1 protein-coding gene is annotated in these 418 nt (G+C 72.5%); it reads right to left on the bottom strand.

The window, feature by feature from the left end; translation table 11 throughout:
- Positions 1-99: 99 nt before the first annotated feature.
- A partial coding sequence (locus NQ012_RS12940) for a GNAT family N-acetyltransferase (protein ID WP_257067979.1) occupies positions 100-418 on the bottom strand: 319 nt, incomplete at its 5' end.

Raw genomic sequence — 418 nt, 5'->3', positions numbered from 1 at the left:
GCCCTGGTGGGGGCGGTGTGCGGGCCGGAGCCGTTGGGCCGCAAGGCCGGTCGGTGACGGACGCTTCACCGGTTCGCCCCGCCGGGCGGCCCCGGCGGCTCACGTCTCCGTGCGGTACATCAGGTCCGTCTCGTGCGTGACGAAGCCGAGGCGCTCGTAGACGGCCACCGCCGCCTTGTTGTCGGCGTCGACGTACAGCATCGCGGTGGGCAGGCCCTGCCCCTCCAGGTGGCGCAGGCCGATGGTGGTCAGGGCCTTGCCCAGGCCGCCGCCCTGGGTGTCGGGGCGGATTCCGAGGACGTACACCTCGCCCAGCCGTTCCTCGGCGTGCACCTTGGTCCAGTGGAAGCCGATCAGTTCGCCGTCCCGTTCGGCGAGGAAGAATCCCGCCGGGTCGAACCACGGCTCCGCCTTGCGG

The organism is Neisseria dentiae, from assembly GCF_024580525.1.
In the GTDB taxonomy this organism is placed as follows: Bacteria; Pseudomonadota; Gammaproteobacteria; order Burkholderiales; family Neisseriaceae; genus Neisseria; species Neisseria dentiae_A.
The sequence above is the reverse complement of the archived record's forward strand: the minus strand, read 5'-3'. Positions and strand labels throughout refer to the sequence as shown.